Below are 17,002 nucleotides of genomic sequence, written 5' to 3'. Positions count from 1 at the left end.
TCATTGGAGGCCAAGCCGATGCATCTTGCGTTTGAGCGCATGGCGAGAGATGCCCAACCGTTCAGCAGCCACCCCCTTCTTCCCGCCAGATTTCAACAGAGCATCCTGGATCATGTTTCTTTCAACCCCATCTATCGATTCTTCGATGGACATCGGCCCCACCGGATCAACGGATTTAAATTCCGAGGGCAGATGATCCGCAGAAATGACCTGCCCAGCATGAAGGATCGTCAAGCGTTCGACGAGGTTTCTCAATTCCCGAACATTCCCTGGCCAGGGATACGAATTGAAAAAGGCGATCGTGGACTTGCCAAAACCAATAGGTTTATTTGCGGTCTCTTGCGCAAAGCGCTGGGCGAAATAGTTTGCGAGCAACTCTATGTCCTGTCCCCGATCACGTAGCGGAGGAATTTCTATGGGCATGACGTTGAGGCGAAAGAACAGGTCATGACGAAAAGACCCATCGGCAACAGCTTCCTCTAAACTCTTGTTGGTCGCAGCAATGACCCGAACGTCGGCGTAATGCTCCCGGGTGATACCAACCGGGCGATAGTTCCGGGTTTCGATAAAGGTCAGTAATTTGGCTTGGACGGACAGAGGCATCTCGCTGACTTCATCAAGAAACAGCGTTCCACCATCGGCGATTTCAACCAGACCGCGGCTGCGCGACACGTTGCCAGGGACGGCCCCCTTATCAGCCCCGAAAAGCTCGGCCTCAATCTGGCCCTCCGGTAAGGTTGCGCAGTTGATCTCGACGAAAGGGCTGTCAGCCGGACTTCCTTTTAGGTGCAGTTGTTTGGCAATAACGGCTTTCCCGGCGCCAGTTTCACCAGACAGCAACAAAGTGTTCACATTGCTTTCGGTCACGCGTTCAACCTGCTGCCGCAAGGTCCGGATCAAGTGTGAATTGCCAATGAACTCCGGGTCATTCGTGTAGCGTTGACGCAGATACTTCACTTCAGATTCAAGTCGTTTGCGTCTGCTGGTTCCTTCGATCAAATGAATCAATTCATCGATATCAAAGGGTTTCGAGATGTAATCGACCGCGCCCATCTTGATGGAGGTCACGGCGTCCTTCGTATCGTCGAAGGCGCTCATCATGATGACCGGTATATCCGGCGCTTCGGCTGTCATCCATTCCAACACCTCTATCCCGGATTGACCCGGCATCCGGATGTCGAGAAGAACAACGTCCGGGCTTTGGCTTTCGAGCAGGTTGCATCCGGTATGACCATTGTGCGCTTCAAGGCAAATCATCCCCGCTTGCCGAAGGGTAAATGCCAGAGACTGGGTGAGTTTTATCTCATCATCAATAATCAGAACGGTTGTCTTACTCATGACTTGCCTCGCTTTGTATCGACGCCCGGAAACGTCATGGTGACGGTTGTTCCTATTCCTGTTTCACTTTCAATTTGCATGGTGCCGCCGTTGGCCTCGACAAGCAGGTTGGTTATCGAGAGCCCCAGACCTGAGCCGTATGATTTTGTTGTAAAGAACGGTCGCAAGACCTTTGCTTTGGTATCATCATCAATACCCGTTCCGTCGTCGGAAACCTCCAATACCGCGCTCCCCTTATTGCGATAGGCGCGCATGGTTAGGTGGCCTCCCTCTGGCATTGCTTCGATCGCGTTGAGGGCCAGGTTGAGCAGGATCTGTCGAAGGTGGGCCTGATCGAGCAACAGCACCAAATTCGATTGCCCCGAGATATTGACCACAACGCTGCTCTCATACGCAGTCGCCGCGATCAGGACCTTTATGGATTGCAGGATTTCTTTGATGGCGACGTGTTCTTTTTCTGGTTCGCTCGGGCGGGCATAGTTCAAAAGCTCGCTGATCGCGCCATCCACCCGGGCAATCTCCGACGAGATTACATCAAGCATTTGCAGTCTCTCGGCGTCTTTTTCGGTGCGCTTCAAACCATGCACAGTGGCCGATACCGTTGTCAGCGGGTTTCGAATTTCATGGGCGATACCGGCCGCCATGTTGCCAAGAGCAGCTCGGCGTTCCACGTCAATTCGCGATTCAATGAGTTTGCCAAGCTGTTCTCTCATTTGATTGTAAGATCGGGCCAAAATCCCAAGCTCTCCCGGCGCATCCTCGGGCACCGGAACACTAAAGTTCCCGTTTGCGACCGCGCGGGCACCTTCACTGAGTGGCTGAAGGTTGCGCGACAAACGTTCTGACAATTGGAAGAACAAATAGACCAGACAGAGCGCAGAGGACGCCGCAGCGACCATGAGGAGATAACGAATATAAGTTCGAGGTTCTTTGTAGATGTCGCGTCCTTTTACCAATTGGATTTTCCAACCTGGAAAGAACTGGCGCGATCCTGCTGTTTCAATGCCGGGCTCAGCTGCCGTGCCGACCGCCGAAAGCCTCACGCGATCAAAGACCACGATATGCGGACGGTAGACATTCGGCTCAACGAGTGACGACATTTGTTCCGAAAGGGACGCGAGCCGCATCCGCAAGGACACCATGCCGATCGTCTCTTGATTGAGCTTCACAGGCATGCTGATAAGAAACCAGCCTGGTCGGTTGTTCTTGGGCAGCACCGGACCCAAAATAGTTACAGCGCCGTGTTGGACCAGTGGCAATGTACTGAAGTCATCCGGTTTTTCGCGATACCGGTTTGAGGGAATGGTTTGCAGGGTATTGCCATCTATATCTGCAAGCTCGATGGCATAGATGTCCGGGCTTTCAGTTTCAATTCTCAAAAAGTCAGCCAACAACGGCCTGAGGTCGCTGTCTTCGTGGTTTGCAAAGAATGCGGTAGTGTCCGGCAAATCAACGATATTTTCCAACCGATTGACCTGAGTTGCCAAGAAGTTGTCCAATTTCGCAGCTGTCGCCTCAAGCTCGGACTCCACTCTGTTGGTGACGAGATTGTTAAGTAGATTGGCGCTGTAACGATCATAGAGGCCAGCGATGAGAGCCAATGGAATAAGGGCAACGACCAATGCGCCCCAAATGTAGCGACGTGCCAAATTCAGCCGTGTAAATGGCAACTTTAGTCGCAAACACCTTCCTCCAAGAGAAAGCATATAGGCAAACTCGTTGGAGCGCTAACCGCTCACATTGAAATTTTGAGCGGTTAGCGCTCGTCTTTGTCGGCTCAAGTGTCGTTGCGATCAGGCAAAAATGTCCCATTTTGCGCTGTGCGGGGTGTTGGCATTCCAAAACGTCCTGCGATAACGCGGGCTACGGACAAACTCGTCGCGACGAACAACGCAAGCTGCTTACGGGAAATGTGACCGAACCAGACTAAAAGGAAAGTTTCCATCAAACGGCGCGCGCGGGAATGCGGGAATGAATGTGGGAACGCAAAATATTTCGGGGACATTTTTAGTTTAAAAGCAGCCACCTCACTTATATAGGTGGCGGAGACGAAGGGATTCGAACCCTCGAGACCCTTCCGGGCCTACTCCCTTAGCAGGGGAGCGCCTTCGACCACTCGGCCACGTCTCCACCGACGCGTATAGCCAAGTCAACGTAGAGGTTACAAGGCGAAAAAACCTCTTTTTGAAATTTCCCATCGACGCTTCAAAATCAGTGCAAATGGCACCCTGTGGCTCCGAATGGCGCTGGGTTTGGGAAACATTTGTGCCAGTTCCCTTGCAGCGAAAGCGCTTTGGACTCGTTTAAGCACGGCAATCGGGTGCGATTACGTGCCGTGTGAGGTGCCCCTAACTGCCATTCACGGACGCTCTCGACGCTGCGACGCAGCTTTCATAAAGCGGACATTGGACCAGACCCGCACTTCTCACTCCAAGCTCGTCTTGGGGCGTGCCGGAGTCTTGCCTCTGCGTCGCAGGTCCAACTATATTGTCTTTTAGGATACGCCTTTTGTCCTTGACAGATTAGACGCGTGTCCTGTTGCAGAACCTAGTGTGAGGAAGCCGAAGTGAATGATTTAGCCGCACGGCAAGCTACGATACAGGACCACGCTGCCTTTTTGGAGGGAACGCACAAATTCCAGTCTGATATCGAGATGCTTGCCGATAGTGCTTTGATCGGCACAATTCTCGAAACGGTCATGCTGGCTACAAACATGCGATTTGCTGCTGTCGCGCGCGTGACCGATGATCATTGGGTAGCGTGCCGAACCGTCGACGAGGTCAACTTCGGTTTGCAACCGGGCGACGAAATCGAAATCCAGTCAACCTTCTGCCAATCCGTTCGCGATACGTCAAACAAGGTTATCTTCAACGACACAGCGACCGATGAAGTCTACCGAGACCATCCCATTGCAGCCATGTTTGGCATCGTGAGTTACGCATCGATCCCGATTTATCGGAGTGATGGGACGTTCTTTGGCACGCTTTGCGCAATCGACCCACAGCCGCGCGATGTAAAGCAACCGCGATCAGTCGCGATGCTGGAGATGTTTGCCGATATTATCGGTCAAAGCCTCGAAACAGAAGAACGCCTGGAAGCACATGAGGAGATGATCGCTCACGAGCGCAAGCTAAGTCAAATTCAAGAGGAGTTCGTCGCAGTTTTAGGGCACGATCTGCGAAACCCCATTGCTGCACTGGATGCCGGTTTCAGGCAGCTAAGCACTGAACCCATGACCGAAAAAGCGCAGACCATACTTCCGATGATGCGATCCTCGCTGCGCCGCATGAACGATTTGATAGAAAATATCATGCTTCACGCCAAGGCGCGCTTGGGCGGGGGTATTCGTATTTCTGCTCAATCCGATGCCCCACTAACCGAGGCCATAACGCAGGTCGTCGAGGAAAGTCGGGCTACAGCTCCGGAGCTTGAGATCACACTTGATCTGAATTTCGACCGGCCGGTGAGTTGTGATGCTCCGCGCGTCGCGCAGGCTGTTTCGAATCTTTTGTCAAATGCCGTTCGATACAGCACGCCCGGCACCCCTATTTGCGTTCAAGGTCTTATCGATGAGAATGGCATCGAAATCAGTGTCGCAAACAATGGGGCCGCTGTGCCCGACGAATTGCGCCAAGTTTTGTTCAACCCGTTCCAGCGCGGAGTTCACGCAGCAGGAGAAGGGCTTGGGCTTGGGCTCTATATCGTGTCGTCCATCGCCACAGCGCACAACGGCCAGATCGAGGTCAAATGTGAACGCAACGTGACAACATTCAGCCTCAGGATACCCTTGCTGCCCCCCCACACCAAACCCGTTCCTTAAGGCAAGGGATGATGCAGCCTCGCCCGTGGGGAGTTCGGATTTCAAGTGTTACCTCACCAGCAAATATGAACTGAGGGGCAGAGACAATCACTTTAGGAATGTGGGGACGTGTATATGGGCCATAAATGCTTTGGCCCGGGATCACCCTCAAAGTGCTCGATGGTGGCTTCGGTTCCGGCAGCGCGGGATAGGTCCACGCTTGCTGCAGCATCTCCGTCCTTCGCAGGTCTTCATGCGCACGGGGGACTGTCGCTTTAACGCAAACATTGACGCGCTATCGTCTCGTGAGTGATTGATCTATAAAGATGGATGGTGCTGTGAGAGAGGATTGAACTCTCGACCTCACCCTTACCAAGGGTGTGCTCTACCACTGAGCTACCACAGCATCGTCACGAACCTATCGTGTGGGCGGCTGATTAGACGCAAATGAAAGATCGTGCAAGGGTAATCTGGACGGTTTTTTGCATGTGCTTTACAGAGGGGGCATGGATGGAAAAAAAACCACACATCGGGGGCCGAAAACCGGCCAAACCCGCGAGGACCGCTTGAAGGCGGCGCTGAAGGCCAATTTGGCCCGGCGCAAGCAACAGGCACGCGTGCGCAGCAGCGATAAGCCTGTGCCGGACGCGCACCCCGCAGGGCAAAACAGAGGCAGTGATCAGGGCGAGTAATCGCTTCGGAAGGGTAGAGACATGGATTCGATTATCGTCACGGGCAATGGCCCGCTCAAAGGGCAAATACCAATTGCGGGGGCCAAGAACGCCTGCCTGACTCTGATGCCGGCAACATTGCTGAGCGAAGAGCCGCTGACCCTGACCAATGCGCCGCGGTTGTCGGACATCAAGACGATGACCGACCTGTTGCAATCTTTGGGCGCCGAAGTGACGTCCTTGCAGGGCGGCAAAGTTCTGGCGATGTCGAGCCATGACATCCACAACCACACCGCCGATTATGACATCGTGCGCAAAATGCGCGCCTCGATCCTTGTGCTGGGTCCGATGCTGGCGCGCGATGGCCGTGCGGTTGTCTCCTTGCCCGGCGGCTGCGCGATTGGCGCGCGCCCCGTGGATTTGCACCTCAAGGCTCTGGAGGCCATGGGCGCGGAACTCGAACTCAAGGAAGGCTATGTGCACGCCAAGGCCCCCAAGGGCCTCAAAGGCGGCATTGTTGATTTCGCCTTTGCCTCGGTGGGCGCAACCGAAAATGCATTGATGGCCGCGACATTGGCCAAGGGCACCACGGTTCTCAACAACGCCGCGCGCGAGCCGGAAATCGTTGATCTGGCCGATTGCCTGCGTGCGATGGGCGCGCAGATCGACGGCGACGGCACCTCGACGATCACCATTCAGGGTGTGGACCGTTTGAACGGCGCGACACATCCGGTTGTCACCGACCGGATCGAATTGGGCACCTATATGCTGGCCCCTGCGATTGCTGGCGGCGAGGTGGAACTCTTGGGTGGAAAGATGAGCCTGATCGGCGCGTTTTGCGAAAAACTGGATGCCGCAGGCATTGAAGTGACAGAAACCCCCGCCGGCCTCAAAGTGCGCCGCCGCGATGACCGCGTGCGCGCGGTGGATGTGGTCACCGAACCTTTCCCCGGCTTCCCGACGGATTTGCAAGCACAGATGATGGCGCTTTTGTGCACCGCCGACGGCACCTCGGTCTTGGAAGAAAAGATTTTTGAAAACCGGTTCATGCATGCGCCGGAATTGATCCGGATGGGGGCGAAAATCGACGTGCAAGGCGGCCATGCCACCGTAACTGGCGTGGATCGCCTCAAAGGCGCGCCGGTGATGGCAACCGATTTGCGCGCTTCTGTGTCGCTGATCCTCGCCGGTCTGGCGGCAGAGGGTGAAACCGTGGTCAGCCGCGTTTACCACCTTGATCGCGGCTATGAACATGTGGTGCGCAAGCTTTCTGCCGTGGGCGCGAACATAGAGCGGGTGTCGGACCGATGAGCGGATCCGACGCCACATTCGAAGAGGGCCGCGAAGCGCCGCTTAACCTTGGGGCGATGGACGCCGCCGATCTCAAAGTGATCTCGGCATTGGTGCAAGACGCGGTGTTTCCCGCCACGGAAATGACGTGGCAACCGCGCGCGCGGCGCTTCGCCCTTTTGCTCAACCGGATGCGTTGGGAAGATCAAGGCAGCGCGCGCCACGCGCCCGAGCGGGTGCAATCGGTGTTGTCGTTTGAAAACGTGCTGTCGGTCGCCTCCCAAGGTGTCAGCCGCGATGACAAGCATCTCGTTTTATCGGTTCTGACGATTGCGTTTGACCCCGGTGAAGACGGCGCAGGCCATGTGATTTTGACATTGGCAGGCGACGGCGCCATCCGCCTTGCGGTCGAAAGCATCGAGGCCACCCTCAAAGATGTGACGCGCCCCTATGTGGCCCCGTCGAAGAAAACCCCGCAACACCCCGATTGATGGCGTCAAACACCACCCGTCCCTGCGCGACCGACTGCCACGCGGGGCTTGAGGCGCGCGGGCACGGGCGCTATGTGCAAATATGCAATGCCGGAGACGCCCATGCCGATTTTTCTTGATGCCACTGATCCCGATTTCGAAACCGCCTTCGCGGGCCTTTTGGCCGCGAAACGCGAAGACAGCCCCGATGTCGACGATGTTGTCGCGGGTATTATCGCGGATGTCCGCCATCGCGGTGATGCGGCGGTTTTGGAACTGACGGCGAAATTCGACCGGCTTGAATTGACGGCCGAGACTATGCGGTTTTCCCCCGCCGAGATTGAGCAGTATTGCGCACAGGTCAGCGATGCCGAACGCGCCGCCCTTGAATTGGCCGCAACCCGCATCCGTGCCTATCACACCCGTCAAATTCCCGAAGATCAGTCTTGGACCGACGATGCCGGTGCGACGCTTGGCTGGCGATGGAGCGCGGTTGCCGCCGCAGGACTTTATGTGCCGGGGGGATTGGCAAGCTACCCTTCGTCGGTGTTGATGAATGCCATCCCCGCCAAGGTCGCGGGCGTCGCGCGTTTGGCGATCTGCGTGCCAACGCCGGACGGTGTGGTCAATCCTTTGGTCCTGCTCGCGGCAAAAATCGCCGGCGTGGACGAGGTTTACCGCATCGGCGGTGCGCAAGCGATTGCGGCTCTGGCCTACGGCACCGAAGCCATTGCGCCGGTGGATAAAATCACCGGCCCCGGCAATGCCTTTGTTGCGGCGGCAAAACGGCGGGTGTTCGGCAAGGTCGGCATCGATATGATCGCAGGGCCGTCCGAAATTTTGGTCATCGCGGATAAAGACAACGATCCCGATTGGATCGCGCTCGATCTGTTGAGCCAAGCCGAACATGACGAGAGCGCGCAATCGCTTTTGATCACCGATGACGCGGCGTTTGGCCGTGCTGTGGCTGCCGCCGTCGACAAGCGGCTCGAAACGCTGGAACGCCGCGCGATCGCGGGCGCCAGTTGGCGCGATTTTGGCGCGGTGATCACCGTCGCGGATTTGGAGCAGGCCGCAGCCCTGTCGAACCGCATCGCCCCCGAGCACCTTGAGCTTTGCGTCGCGGATCCAGAGAGCCTGTCGGAAAAATGCGTCCATGCGGGCGCGATCTTTCTTGGCGCGTTCACCCCCGAAGCCATTGGCGATTACATCGGCGGGCCGAACCACGTGTTGCCAACCGCCCGTTCGGCACGGTTTTCGTCGGGCCTGTCGGTGCTCGACTTCATGAAACGCACAACTTTGGCTCAAATGACGCCTGCCGCGCTTGGCGCTATTGGCGCTGCGGCCGAATGTCTGGCAAACTCCGAATCGTTAGAGGCGCATGGATTGTCCGTCCGCGCCCGCCTTGACCGATTGAACGAAGGATAAACAGGCATGTCGCATATCAGTCATATCGAGTTGGACGATGCGGGCTTGCCCCCGCCGACTCCGGAGATCGAGCAAGAGCGCAAGGTCGCCATGTTCGATTTGATGGAAAAGAACAGTTTTGATCTGCCAAAGCGCGACGACCGCGCGGTGCCGGACGGGCCATTTCGTGTCGGCCTATCGATCCGCGAAAAACGGTTGGTGTTTGACATCCGTACCGAAGCCGGCGATCCGGCAGCAGAATTCCATCTGTCCCTGTCGCCATTCCGCCAAGTGGTCAAAGATTACTGGGCCATCTGCGAAAGCTATTTTGATGCCGTGAAAAACATGCCGCCGAGCCAGATCGAAACCATCGATATGGCGCGGCGCGGCATTCACAATGAGGGTGCCAATGTGTTGGCCGAACGCTTGGAGGGCAAGGCCGAGGTCGATCACGATACGGCGCGGCGACTGTTTACCCTCATTTGCGTGCTGCATTTCGGGAGCTAGGGGTGATCACCAACCTCCCCCAATCCATATTGTTTTGCTGCGATCATAATGCCGTGCGCTCGCCGATGGCCGAGGGCATCATGAAGAAATTCTACGGCACCGGCACCTATGTGCAATCGGTCGGTGTCAAATGCGATCTCGAGATCGACGGTTTCGCCATTGCCGTATGCCAGGAAATCGGGGTCGAACTGTCGCGGCATCGCTCGCGCAGCTTCGAACAGATGCAACAATGGGGGGATGATCTGTCCTCTTTTGATCTCATCATTGCCCTGTCTCCTGCCAGCCAAAGGCAGGCCTTGGAACTCACCCGTGTGTTTCACCTTGAGGTCGAATATTGGCCGATCATGGATCCGACCGGGATTGGCGAGACACGCGAGGCAAAATTGGAGGCCTATCGCCAAAGCCGCGATCAAATCGTTGCGCATTTCACCGAACGTTGGGGCGCGCCGGACTTGCGGCTCTAGGCCGCGTAGTGCCGGCGCCCCCGTAATGATTGCGCCCAAGCTGAAAAGGACCGTCCGATGAAAATCGCAACCGCCGCCTATCCAGCCGAATGGCTTGCCGATTGGGACGCCTATACCGCCAAACTTACGCGTTGGTGCGAGGAGGCGGCCAGCCACGGCGCCGATCTGATGGTGTTTCCCGAATATGGGGCGATGGAATTGGCCTCGATCGCGGGCGAGGCCGTAGCGGCAGACATTGCGCGCGCCAGCGTTGCCGTTTCCGATATGATGCCGCGCGTTTGGGAGTTACATGCCGATCTGGCACGCCGATTGGGGGTGCATATCCTCGCCGCTTCTGCACCGGTCGTGCGGGGCGACAGCCTCGTCAACCGCGCGGCCTTGGTCACGCCCGAAGGACAAATCGGGTTTCAGGACAAACAGATCATGACCCGTTTCGAGCGCGACGATTGGGCGGTCTCGGGCGGTGGGCCGCTGCAAGTCTTTGACACATCCTTGGGCAAGATCGGCATCTTGATCTGCTATGACTGTGAATTCCCGCTGCTGGCCCGCGCATTGGTCGAGGCGGGTGTGGAATTGCTCCTTGTGCCGTCCTGCACCGAGGCCTTGGAGGGGTATTGGAGGGTGCGGATTGGCGCGATGGCCCGGGCGTTGGAGGGGCAATGCGCCTGCGTCATGGCCTCGCTCACCGGGGGGGATGCGCGGATCGCAGGCATCGAAGAACAAGTCGGCATGGGTGCCATTTTCACGCCGCCCGATCGCGGCATGCCGCCCTCCGGTGTATCTGCCCAAGGCCGTATCGGCACCGATGGCTGGACCTACGGCAAGGTTTCATTGCCTGCCCTTTGCGAATTGCGCCGCGATGGCAATGTTCTGGGACTGAAACACTGGGTGGAACAGACCGATCGATTGGCCATCACGCAAGTTTCGCTCCGTTAGGGCAGATAAGCCTTGAAAATCGGGTAAAATGCGCCCATTTACTGCCTCGACCCGCAAATTGAGCGGGCTTTCAAAGATGGAGACAACATGGCCAAGGAAGATACGCTCGAATTCCCCGGTGTCGTGAAGGAACTCCTGCCGAACGCGACATTCCTGGTCGAGCTGGAAAACGGCCATACCATCATTGCGCATACGGCAGGCAAAATGCGGAAAAACCGCATTCGTGTTCTGGCTGGCGATAAAGTACAGGTCGAAATGACCCCCTATGATCTGACCAAGGGTCGGATCAACTACCGGTTCAAATAATCCCATGTGCGCACTGACGTGGCGCGCCGCCTGCTTTGCGGGCCTTGGCCCACAGGTGCGCGCATGAAACTTATCCTCGGTTCCGGCAGCCCGCGCAGGCGCGAATTGCTGGCGCAGATCGGCGTTGTCGCCGATGATATCCGCCCCCCTGACATCGACGAGGCCCCCGCCACACGCGAATTGCCACGGTCCTACTGCGCCCGTATGGCGCGCGAAAAGGCATTGGCCGTGCGTGCTGATACGGATGATATCGTTTTGTCAGCGGATACCACTGTGGCACTGGGGCGGCGCATTCTTGGAAAGCCTGCGGATGCGGGCGAGGCTGCGGAATTTCTACTTGCCATGTCGGGGCGGCGCCACCGCGTGATCACCGCCGTTGCGGTCAAACGCGGCGCACAGATGTGGGAACGCGATGTTGTGACCACGGTGCAGATGAAGCGCCTGTCGGACGAAGAATTAAATGCCTATCTCACCACGAATGATTGGCAAGGCAAAGCCGGCGGATATGGCATTCAAGGCCCCGCAGGCGCATTGATCCCGTGGATCAGCGGATCGTTCACCGCCGTGGTCGGGTTGCCGCTTGCCGAAACCGCAACCCTGCTGACGGCCGCAGGTTACCCGATGTGGAAGGACCGCCCATGAAAGGCCGGATGATCGTTCTCGACCAATATGAAGGCCGCGAAGCGGCGGCGCTCTTGGAAGACGGGCGGCTGATTGATTTGTTGATCGATTCCGACGCCCCCCGCCCCGGTGCGATTTACCGTGCGATTGCCGATAAACCGGTCAAGGGACAAGGCGGCATGTTCATGCAAACCCCTGACGGGTCTGCATTTTTGCGCCAGATCAAAGGCCTTGCACCCGGGCAGGCATTGTTGGTGCAAGTGACCGGATACGCCGAAGAGGGCAAGGCCTTGCCGGTGACCGAACGTCTGCTGTTCAAAAGCCGCTATGCGATTGTGACACCCGACGCCCCGGGTTTAAACATCTCGCGCAAGATCCGCGACGAGGAGATGCGCGATCTGCTGCTCGGCATCGCGCATGAGGTGATGGGCGGCTCTGACATGGGGTTGATCTTGCGCTCATCCTGCGAGGGCGCCGAGGCCGGCGAGATCGCAGAAGACATCGCCGCGATGCATGATCTGGCGGTGGCCGTCATGGGCGACGCAGAGGGCGGCGCAGAGGCGCTAACCGAAGGCGACGGGCCACACGCGCTTGCATGGCGCGACTGGACCGACGAGGCCCAGATCGAGACCGACGAGGGCGGCTTTGAAGCGCATGGTGTTTTGGACGCGATCGACGATCTGTCTGCGGCGGTCGTGCGGTTGTCGGGCGGTGCATCGATGTATGTCGAACCGACGCGCGCCTTTGTCGCGGTCGATGTGAACACCGGCGCGGACACCTCCTTGGCGGCGGGCACCAAAGCCAACATCGCGGCAGCGCGGGATTTGCCGCGCCAATTGCGCCTGCGCGGCCTTGGTGGTCAGGTGATCCTTGATTTGGCTCCGATGCCCAAAAAGGACCGCCCCGGTTTCGAAAGTGCACTGCGCAAGGCGCTGCGCGAAGACGGGATCGACACGGTCATGGCCGGGTTCACCCCTTTGGGAAACTATGAATTGCAACGCAAACGCGCGCGCCTGCCGCTGAGCGAGGTCTTGCGTGGTAGCGCGCAATGAGTTGCCCCATCTGCGGGCGTAAAAGCACCGAAGCATGCCGCCCTTTTTGCTCTGATCGCTGCAAAGATGTCGATCTGGCCCGATGGTTTACAGGGGGATATGCCGTCCCGTCGCAGGACCCTGATGACATCGAAGAGGCCATAGAGCAGGCAATGCGCGCCGCAGAAGAGACAGAGTCAAAACCACACTGAATATTTTGACAAAAGCCTCTGGACAGCGCCCCGCACCTCCCCTAGAACGCACGCACCCGAACGCAAACGCGTTCTCCGGTGCCCGGGTAGCTCAGGGGTAGAGCAGTGGATTGAAAATCCTCGTGTCGGTGGTTCGATTCCGCCCCCGGGCACCATTTAAATTAAATATAATCAATGTGTTGCGCGTTTCTCGGCTAATTGTGTGGGTGCCCAATTTGAGCTGGGGTATCACTGGGGTAGCAATCTGCGCGTACAGGTATCCGGCAATCCCATAAGGATGTGAGTGCGCATAGTGGCTTACGGCAGGGCCGACACCCATGCTTTTAGCTCTGAAATCGCAACCGCAAGCTGCCGCTGTGGAGAAACGCTTCCATCTTTTGCAACGTAGGCAACAGGACCACCTTTGTGGATGATGCCCAAAATCTCGTTATTCTTGTTCATTAACGGACCGCCAGACATCCCTTGCCCAAGCATTTGCGAAACCTCAATCAAGGGAACTGCGCTCTTGGTCGTTAGGGAGCTTATGCTTCCTTGTCTAATGTTAAGTTGATCACCTGGTCCGTAGGTTGGGAAGCCTGCAGCTAAGGTGTTTGTTCCGACTACCGGGGAACCTGTGAATGACTCCAGCTCGAAATACTCTGTCGAAGAAATCGAGTGTTCGAGGATTGCTAGGTCTCGGTGCGCGCAAATGTGTTTGATCGTTACCTTGAACCTGTTGGCGGTTTTCAAAGGATGGAATACCTCGATTTCCGATGCACTGTTGACGCAATGAGCGGCAGTCACGAGTCCGACACCTTTTAAGAAAAATGCTGTGCCAGTATCGTCTTCGGTCTCCACCACCCATATCGCCCGATCTACGATTTCAGCTTGAGTGGGGTGGACCTTGATAGGACACGCAGGAAAGCAGGCGTTGTAGCGCTTGGCCAAGCCGCGGAAAACTGGATCAGATTGCCCCTTAACAAAGCCTACCCAAGAAATTTTGCCCTGAAGATGCGCTTGGATTTTGCAGGTCTTGCCGAAGCGCGCCTCCAACTCTGCCTGAGCAGCAGCGGGGCCATGCTTTTCAACCTTGAACAATGCGGTCCGAACGTTTCTGACATACCGTCGGTCAACGTTCATTCCCTCATTAATCTTGATCCCTGTTACTATCCTTCGCGAATTCTTGTCCGCATAATGGATTTTCTCTGGATTCAACTCGAATCCATTGTTTCTGATTATCGAGCGAAGTTCATCGGACAGCTTTTCTTCGGCGACTTTTCCGGGGTCAGGGCGGTCGCCTTCAAACAAAGCTGTAGGCGGTTGAAAGCTAGAAAGCGTTATGTCGTCGGCATATCGTGTGTAGAGGAGCCGATGTTCCTTGGAGAATTTCATTAGGGCTTTGTCAAGGCGGAAGCAAATCATGTTGGAAATCACGGGGCTGCTAGGTGCCCCTTGCGGCAAGCAATCATTGTTTGCGCAAATCCGTGCAACTGTCTCTGCCACATCCTTATTGATGCCAATACTTTCAAGCAGTCCTTGTACTCGAGGTTCTGTAATCGTCGGAAAGAAGTTTTTGAGGTCCACGTTTAGGATGAAACGGCGACGCAAATGTGACTCGGCGTTTGAGCGAACAGACCGATCAGGCACGAAGCCATGAACTGGCTTACGGGGATTATACAACTTCGCAAGGCTTCGCGCGATCTTTTGCTGCAGCATCTTTAACCGGTAATCTGGCGCGCTGATCAGTCGAGTCTTTCCTGAACGTTTTGAAATGTTGAAATGCGAATACATCCGACCACGAAACCACCAAATTTTCTTAAGTTCAGCAGGGGAAACACCAAGGTGTTTAAGAAGTTCGTCTTTGCTCGTTAGCTCAGGTGGGATTTTTGTTCGGCTCGCGCCACCAAATAAATTGAACGGGCTTGGCACGAGGTTTCCCCTCCAATCGCCCCATGTGCACATAGCTCATGTTGGGCGCACGTTTCTTGTGCAGACTTTTGCTCTTACGCCGCAGTTACGACAGCGCGTTTGCGAGGGGAAACCTCGTACATCAAACTTCGCGCACCTTGGTAAAATGCGCAACCAGAAAGCGAAACAAATACTTCATGTCAATTGACCGAAGTGCTATCGTTCAAGGATTGGTCCTAGGTAGTCGGCACGTGATGGAAGGTGTTTTATACACATCTTACTGTTGTCGCCTCTGAGATATCGACAACATTTAGTGATTGTACGCATGGCAAAGAAAATTTCGCGCTCTGACGCAATTGGAGAACAAGGGATCGCGCACATCCGCAAAGTTGTCGCCGCGATGGAGTATTTGTTTTATGAGACCGGGGGTGTTGAGGCAGGGATCGACGGTTCTATTGAAATACGCGATCCAGCGACTGGTGAAGTGGCAAACCAAATTGTGCAATTTCAGAGCAAGGCGACCCGCAACCCACTTCCCGGGATGTCCGAATTGTCATTTAGTTGGCCCTGCAACGAGAAAGATATCGACTATTGGACATTTGGCACAGCGCCTGTCGTCTTAATTGTCGTCGACGTAAAAAATGACAAGGCTTATTGGAAAGATATGCGCGCGTGGTTTGGTGACCCACAGAACCGTGCTACACGGAAGGTCGTGTTCGATAAATCTGCGGACTTGTTCAACGCAGATGCCGCATTGGCGTTGCGGGAGGTGGCTCAGACTGCGCGTCCGGGCAGCTATTATTCTGCACCACGTCAATCTGAATGGCTCACGCCAAACTTGCTGCGCGTGTCTGCTCTTGCCAAGACGATTTTTTGGGCACCGACCGACGCAAAAAGCGTGCGTGAATTTTGGGGGCGTGTGCAAGAGCATGTGCGATACCCACCGGGAGAAACGATCTTGCGAGGCGGCGCGGCGCTTTCTTTCCATGACCTTGACACCCATCCTTGGCGTGAGGCGTGTGACACTGGCGCTATGGAAGAGTTTGATGTCTCCGAGTGGTCCCACTCTGATGACCCTGACCGCGAACGGGACTTCGTGGCATTGCTAAACTGTGCGATGAAAGAGATGGTGAGGCGCGAGATGAGCTATGATCGCCGCCATTATTCGCTATATTTTCGTCCAAACCCCGGCGGTCGAGAACGCAGAATAACGTACTTCGCTGAAGCGAAGAAGGCAGATCGCTCCGTAGCCAAGCCCTATAGGACAAAGGACGGACAGGTTAAGTTCTGGCGGCATTCAGCATTCCAGTGGCAATTTATCCGCATTGGCGAAGAGTGGTATGTACAGATTACACCGACATACCATTTTACTCGGAATGGCAGGGAAAAGGACAAATTCGGAGGCGAGCATTTAGCAAAAATAAAGCGGATGGAGTGGAACAACGATGTGCGTGGGCAATTTGGCATGTGGCGTGCATATTTGGCGACTGACACGCAGACCGATATGTTTTCTGATACTTATCCGTTCCTTTCGTTCGCTCCCGTTGAGAAGTTGGCAGCAGATTTCGGTGTGCCGGATGAACTTTGGAAACCAGTGAGAGAGACGCCCGCTGATATTGAAGGGCTGTTGATTTGATGAAGCTATCACATCTGCCCGAGCCTGAATTGGAGTTCGGGCAGGCACATCGCCATATCGACATCCGCTACGGATTGATGGACTACGGCCCATTCGACGCGGGCCAAACTGGCGCGCCCACTGCAGTTCGCGTAGGTCTTATTGGCGACAGCGAGACGGTAGAAGGTACCGGAGAATGGCTTGCTCGATGTCGTGTCGGCATTGAAGGAAAAGCTGACACTCGCCTCACCACCCTTTATCCGCCCTTTCCCGGCAGCACGGAACAAGGGCCTTTTCGTGTACCTTTTATTTGTGATGAACTGTCTGACGTCAGCGCCTATGGGTCCAAATAGGGCGATTTGCTAAGAGAGGGTTTGTTGCTCATCGTAGCCACCAAGGAGTGGACGATGAGAAAGACAACGAAAAGCCCTGGCGAGAAGATCGTCAA

The 17,002-nt window shown here is 55.9% G+C and carries 17 protein-coding genes and 3 tRNA genes; 15 read left to right on the top strand and 5 right to left on the bottom strand.

From position 1 onward, the window contains the following. From DI396_RS15055 to DI396_RS15045, 3 genes are all read right to left on the bottom strand, one after another. Positions 1-1,338 (bottom strand): sigma-54-dependent transcriptional regulator, encoded by a 1,338-nt coding sequence (locus DI396_RS15055; protein WP_110797105.1) that lies wholly within the window; start codon positions 1,336-1,338, stop codon positions 1-3. Next, on the bottom strand, positions 1,335-3,044 hold the full coding sequence (locus tag DI396_RS15050) for a sensor histidine kinase (RefSeq protein WP_110797104.1): 1,710 nt from the start codon (positions 3,042-3,044) through the stop codon (positions 1,335-1,337). Before DI396_RS15050 ends, DI396_RS15055 begins: the two co-directional genes overlap by 4 nt. A gap of 334 nt (positions 3,045-3,378) precedes the next feature. After that, positions 3,379-3,468, bottom strand: a tRNA-Ser gene (locus DI396_RS15045). Between the two features lie 436 nt (positions 3,469-3,904). Between DI396_RS15045 and DI396_RS15040 the strand changes: the two genes are divergently transcribed. Beyond that, positions 3,905-5,158 (top strand): GAF domain-containing sensor histidine kinase, encoded by a 1,254-nt coding sequence (locus tag DI396_RS15040; protein WP_110797103.1) that lies wholly within the window; start codon positions 3,905-3,907, stop codon positions 5,156-5,158. A gap of 310 nt (positions 5,159-5,468) precedes the next feature. On the opposite strand, the gene DI396_RS15035 is transcribed toward DI396_RS15040, so the two are convergent. Then, positions 5,469-5,543, bottom strand: a tRNA-Thr gene (locus DI396_RS15035). A gap of 100 nt (positions 5,544-5,643) precedes the next feature. Between DI396_RS15035 and DI396_RS15030 the strand changes: the two genes are divergently transcribed. The 12 genes from DI396_RS15030 to DI396_RS14975 all read left to right on the top strand — a co-directional run bounded on the left by DI396_RS15030 (position 5,644) and on the right by DI396_RS14975 (position 13,207). Further along, positions 5,644-5,829 carry a hypothetical protein gene (locus tag DI396_RS15030; protein ID WP_110797101.1) on the top strand — a complete coding sequence of 62 codons (186 nt, stop codon included), beginning with the start codon at positions 5,644-5,646 and terminating at the stop codon, positions 5,827-5,829. Between the two features lie 21 nt (positions 5,830-5,850). Further along, positions 5,851-7,119 (top strand): UDP-N-acetylglucosamine 1-carboxyvinyltransferase, encoded by a 1,269-nt coding sequence (gene murA / locus DI396_RS15025; RefSeq protein WP_110797100.1) that lies wholly within the window; start codon positions 5,851-5,853, stop codon positions 7,117-7,119. Continuing rightward, positions 7,116-7,589, top strand: coding sequence for a DUF2948 family protein (locus DI396_RS15020; protein WP_110797098.1), 474 nt, complete (start codon positions 7,116-7,118; stop codon positions 7,587-7,589). Before murA ends, DI396_RS15020 begins: the two co-directional genes overlap by 4 nt. A gap of 102 nt (positions 7,590-7,691) precedes the next feature. Continuing rightward, positions 7,692-8,996 carry a histidinol dehydrogenase gene (hisD, locus tag DI396_RS15015; protein ID WP_110797214.1) on the top strand — a complete coding sequence of 435 codons (1,305 nt, stop codon included), beginning with the start codon at positions 7,692-7,694 and terminating at the stop codon, positions 8,994-8,996. Between the two features lie 6 nt (positions 8,997-9,002). After that, on the top strand, positions 9,003-9,482 hold the full coding sequence (locus tag DI396_RS15010; protein ID WP_110797096.1) for a UPF0262 family protein: 480 nt from the start codon (positions 9,003-9,005) through the stop codon (positions 9,480-9,482). A gap of 5 nt (positions 9,483-9,487) precedes the next feature. Beyond that, positions 9,488-9,946 carry an arsenate-mycothiol transferase ArsC gene (locus tag DI396_RS15005; protein WP_110797212.1) on the top strand — a complete coding sequence of 153 codons (459 nt, stop codon included), beginning with the start codon at positions 9,488-9,490 and terminating at the stop codon, positions 9,944-9,946. A 57-nt stretch (positions 9,947-10,003) separates the two neighbouring features. Then, positions 10,004-10,882: a carbon-nitrogen hydrolase family protein gene (locus tag DI396_RS15000; protein ID WP_110797095.1), complete on the top strand. Its 879-nt coding sequence runs from the start codon at positions 10,004-10,006 to the stop codon at positions 10,880-10,882. An 87-nt stretch (positions 10,883-10,969) separates the two neighbouring features. Further along, on the top strand, positions 10,970-11,188 hold the full coding sequence (infA, locus tag DI396_RS14995) for a translation initiation factor IF-1 (RefSeq protein ID WP_085311012.1): 219 nt from the start codon (positions 10,970-10,972) through the stop codon (positions 11,186-11,188). Positions 11,189-11,251: 63 nt separating this feature from the next. Next, positions 11,252-11,830 (top strand): Maf family protein, encoded by a 579-nt coding sequence (locus tag DI396_RS14990; protein ID WP_110797093.1) that lies wholly within the window; start codon positions 11,252-11,254, stop codon positions 11,828-11,830. Next, positions 11,827-12,861 carry a ribonuclease E/G gene (locus DI396_RS14985; protein WP_110797091.1) on the top strand — a complete coding sequence of 345 codons (1,035 nt, stop codon included), beginning with the start codon at positions 11,827-11,829 and terminating at the stop codon, positions 12,859-12,861. Before DI396_RS14990 ends, DI396_RS14985 begins: the two co-directional genes overlap by 4 nt. Next, positions 12,858-13,052: a DNA gyrase inhibitor YacG gene (locus tag DI396_RS14980; RefSeq protein ID WP_110797089.1), complete on the top strand. Its 195-nt coding sequence runs from the start codon at positions 12,858-12,860 to the stop codon at positions 13,050-13,052. Before DI396_RS14985 ends, DI396_RS14980 begins: the two co-directional genes overlap by 4 nt. Positions 13,053-13,132: 80 nt before the next feature. Further along, positions 13,133-13,207, top strand: a tRNA-Phe gene (locus DI396_RS14975). 142 nt (positions 13,208-13,349) lie between these two features. On the opposite strand, the gene DI396_RS14970 is transcribed toward DI396_RS14975, so the two are convergent. Continuing rightward, complete coding sequence (locus tag DI396_RS14970; RefSeq protein ID WP_204362864.1) at positions 13,350-14,960, bottom strand: reverse transcriptase domain-containing protein; 1,611 nt, start codon at positions 14,958-14,960, stop codon at positions 13,350-13,352. A gap of 304 nt (positions 14,961-15,264) precedes the next feature. Here DI396_RS14970 and DI396_RS14965 point away from each other — a divergent pair, with 304 nt between their 5' ends. Next, on the top strand, positions 15,265-16,575 hold the full coding sequence (locus DI396_RS14965; protein ID WP_110797087.1) for a DUF4365 domain-containing protein: 1,311 nt from the start codon (positions 15,265-15,267) through the stop codon (positions 16,573-16,575). Beyond that, positions 16,575-16,907 (top strand): hypothetical protein, encoded by a 333-nt coding sequence (locus DI396_RS14960; protein WP_110797085.1) that lies wholly within the window; start codon positions 16,575-16,577, stop codon positions 16,905-16,907. Before DI396_RS14965 ends, DI396_RS14960 begins: the two co-directional genes overlap by 1 nt. Positions 16,908-17,002 lie beyond the last annotated feature (95 nt).

Source organism: Litorivita pollutaquae, from assembly GCF_003205515.1.
GTDB classification, from domain to species: Bacteria; Pseudomonadota; Alphaproteobacteria; order Rhodobacterales; family Rhodobacteraceae; genus Litorivita; species Litorivita pollutaquae.
This window is presented reverse-complemented; position numbering and strand designations above follow the sequence as displayed.

Excerpts from the sequence above, each read along its gene's own strand:
- DI396_RS15000 (WP_110797095.1), top strand. The coding sequence starts at position 10,004 with ATGAAAATCGCAACCGCCGCCTATCCAGCCGAATGGCTTGCCGATTGG.
- DI396_RS14985 (WP_110797091.1), top strand. The coding sequence starts at position 11,827 with ATGAAAGGCCGGATGATCGTTCTCGACCAATATGAAGGCCGCGAAGCG.
- DI396_RS15055 (WP_110797105.1), bottom strand. The coding sequence starts at position 1,338 with ATGAGTAAGACAACCGTTCTGATTATTGATGATGAGATAAAACTCACC.
- DI396_RS14965 (WP_110797087.1), top strand. The coding sequence starts at position 15,265 with ATGGCAAAGAAAATTTCGCGCTCTGACGCAATTGGAGAACAAGGGATC.
- DI396_RS14980 (WP_110797089.1), top strand. The coding sequence starts at position 12,858 with ATGAGTTGCCCCATCTGCGGGCGTAAAAGCACCGAAGCATGCCGCCCT.
- DI396_RS15030 (WP_110797101.1), top strand. The coding sequence starts at position 5,644 with ATGGATGGAAAAAAAACCACACATCGGGGGCCGAAAACCGGCCAAACC.
- hisD (WP_110797214.1), top strand. The coding sequence starts at position 7,692 with ATGCCGATTTTTCTTGATGCCACTGATCCCGATTTCGAAACCGCCTTC.
- DI396_RS15050 (WP_110797104.1), bottom strand. The coding sequence starts at position 3,044 with ATGCTTTCTCTTGGAGGAAGGTGTTTGCGACTAAAGTTGCCATTTACA.
- DI396_RS14960 (WP_110797085.1), top strand. The coding sequence starts at position 16,575 with ATGAAGCTATCACATCTGCCCGAGCCTGAATTGGAGTTCGGGCAGGCA.
- DI396_RS14990 (WP_110797093.1), top strand. The coding sequence starts at position 11,252 with ATGAAACTTATCCTCGGTTCCGGCAGCCCGCGCAGGCGCGAATTGCTG.
- murA (WP_110797100.1), top strand. The coding sequence starts at position 5,851 with ATGGATTCGATTATCGTCACGGGCAATGGCCCGCTCAAAGGGCAAATA.
- DI396_RS15010 (WP_110797096.1), top strand. The coding sequence starts at position 9,003 with ATGTCGCATATCAGTCATATCGAGTTGGACGATGCGGGCTTGCCCCCG.
- infA (WP_085311012.1), top strand. The coding sequence starts at position 10,970 with ATGGCCAAGGAAGATACGCTCGAATTCCCCGGTGTCGTGAAGGAACTC.
- DI396_RS15020 (WP_110797098.1), top strand. The coding sequence starts at position 7,116 with ATGAGCGGATCCGACGCCACATTCGAAGAGGGCCGCGAAGCGCCGCTT.